The organism is Arthrobacter sp. Y3225116, assembly GCF_059091245.1.
The window spans coordinates 1-1,973 of record NZ_JBNHGL010000374.1 but is presented as its reverse complement, the minus strand read 5'-3'; the positions used below and the strand labels follow the sequence as shown (position 1 = coordinate 1,973).

Here is a 1,973-nt window from a genome sequence, read left to right as displayed (position 1 = left end):
TGCCCGTGACCGGCTGGCACGGCACCGCGCCCAGGCTGAGCACGCGCCCTCGGGCGTGCGGACGCTGCGGGCGAACGGGGAACCGGACCCCCCCGGCGCCGCCTTCGCCCGGGCCGCCGGCCTGACCCAGATCCAGAGTTCGCGCGTGGTGCTGGTCTCGCCCGGCGCGCTGCCGCTGCCGGACCTCGGGGAGACCGGTCCGCAGCTGGAGGAGGCAGCCACCGGGTCGGTGGAACTGACCCGGGCCGTGGCAGACTTCTACAACTCGGTGCACGTGTGGGACCGCGCGGACATGACCGTGGGACGCGCCCAGCAGATGCTGCTTAGCGAGAGCGCGGGGGCCGGCGGCGCGGTGGTGCTGCGCAGCGCACCCAAGTCCGACGGCGGCACCATCCAGGCCTTCGCCGTCAGCTACACGCACGAGCGCACGGACGCCCCGGCCGACGTGCTGATGGGATACGACACCGCGCTGCCGGCCGAGGACGCCGAGGCCGCGGTGCGGGCGCTGCTGGCCATGCTGGTGGCGCAGTACCCGGTGCAGCTGGAGGTGGACGACTCGATGACCGCTGTGCTGGCCGTCCTGCAGCCGCTGCTGGACTCCGGTCTCGCGCGCCAGTTGGGTCCGGAAACCTCCATCGTCAGCGACTGACGGATGGGGCACAGCCACAGCCACGAAACCTCCACGCCCGGAGCCGCCGCCTTGGCCGCGCGGCGGCGGGCCAACCTGCTCCTGGCGGCCATCCTGCTGCCGGTCACCGTCCTGACCCTGGTGGGCATGATCCTGCTCTGGCCCTCCGGGGACGGAGCAGGAGCCAACGTCCCCGATCCCTATGCCGCGGCACCCGGGGTGACCTTCGACGTCGGCACCGTGCAGCGGGTGGAGCTGGAAGACTGCCCCACCTCGCAGGCGGCGGTGGACGCCGGCATGGAGGCGCAGGAGTGCCTGGTCGCCTACACCCAGCCAGACGCCGGCGGCTCCCCCCTGCCCGTGGAGATCACGCCGGAGATCGCGGCCTCGCGCGGCGTCGAGGCCGGCGACACCATCCGGTACCTGAATCTTTCCGGCGTCATGGGCGGGCAGGAGGGGGCCTACGTCTTCGTGGACTTCGTGCGCAGCGTCCCCATGGTGCTGCTGGCCGTGCTCTACGCCCTGGTCGTGGTGGCCGTGGCCCGCTGGCGCGGCTTCCGCGCGATGCTGGGGCTGGCGGGCGGTTTCCTGGTCCTGGCGCAGTTCATCCTGCCGGGCCTCATGGAAGGCAAGCCGCCGCTGCTGCTGGCCCTGATCGGCTCGGTGGTCATCATGGTCGGGGTGCTCTACTTCGCACACGGATTCTCGGCCCGCACGTCCACCGCGTTGCTGGGCACCCTGTTCGGCCTCGGCGTCACCGCCCTGCTGGCGGCCTGGGCCACCGACGCCGCGTACCTGACCGGCGTGGACGACGACTACACCTACCAGCTGATCAACCTGGGCGGCAGCCTCTCCGTCTCCGGGCTGATCATGTGCGGGCTGATCATCTCCGGCCTGGGCGTGCTCAACGATGTCACCATCACCCAGTCCTCCGCGGTGTGGGAGATGTACGAACTGGCTCCCGGTGCCTCTGCCAGGCGCCTGTTCACCGGTGCCATGCGCGTGGGACGGGACCACATCGCCTCCACCGTCTACACCATTGCCTTCGCCTACGCCGGCGCGTCCCTTCCGGTACTGATCCTGGTGTCGCTGCACGACCGGCCGCTGTTCGCCACGTTGACCAGCGGGGAACTGGCCGAGGAGATTGTGCGCACCCTGGTCGGATCCATCGGCCTGGTCCTGGCCATTCCGATCACCACGTTGATCGCGGTGCTGGTGGTCAAGGCCACCGGTATCCGCGGCCCGGCGGCGGCGGGGGAGCGGTCGGGCCCCCGGCACCTCATGGCCGGAGCCGCGGCGGATGGCGACGCGGGGGTGCGGGGGCCCGGCGCGGCCGGCGCGGCCG

The 1,973-nt window shown here is 72.1% G+C and carries 2 protein-coding genes; both read left to right on the top strand.

From position 1 onward, the window contains the following. Positions 1-649 (top strand): GNAT family N-acetyltransferase (locus AC5RV2_RS17500; protein ID WP_494093388.1); only part of this gene is annotated, 649 nt, incomplete at its 5' end. 3 nt (positions 650-652) lie between these two features. Continuing rightward, positions 653-1,973, top strand: a 1,321-nt coding sequence (locus AC5RV2_RS17495; protein ID WP_494093387.1) for a YibE/F family protein, incomplete at its 3' end; no start/stop codon positions are given.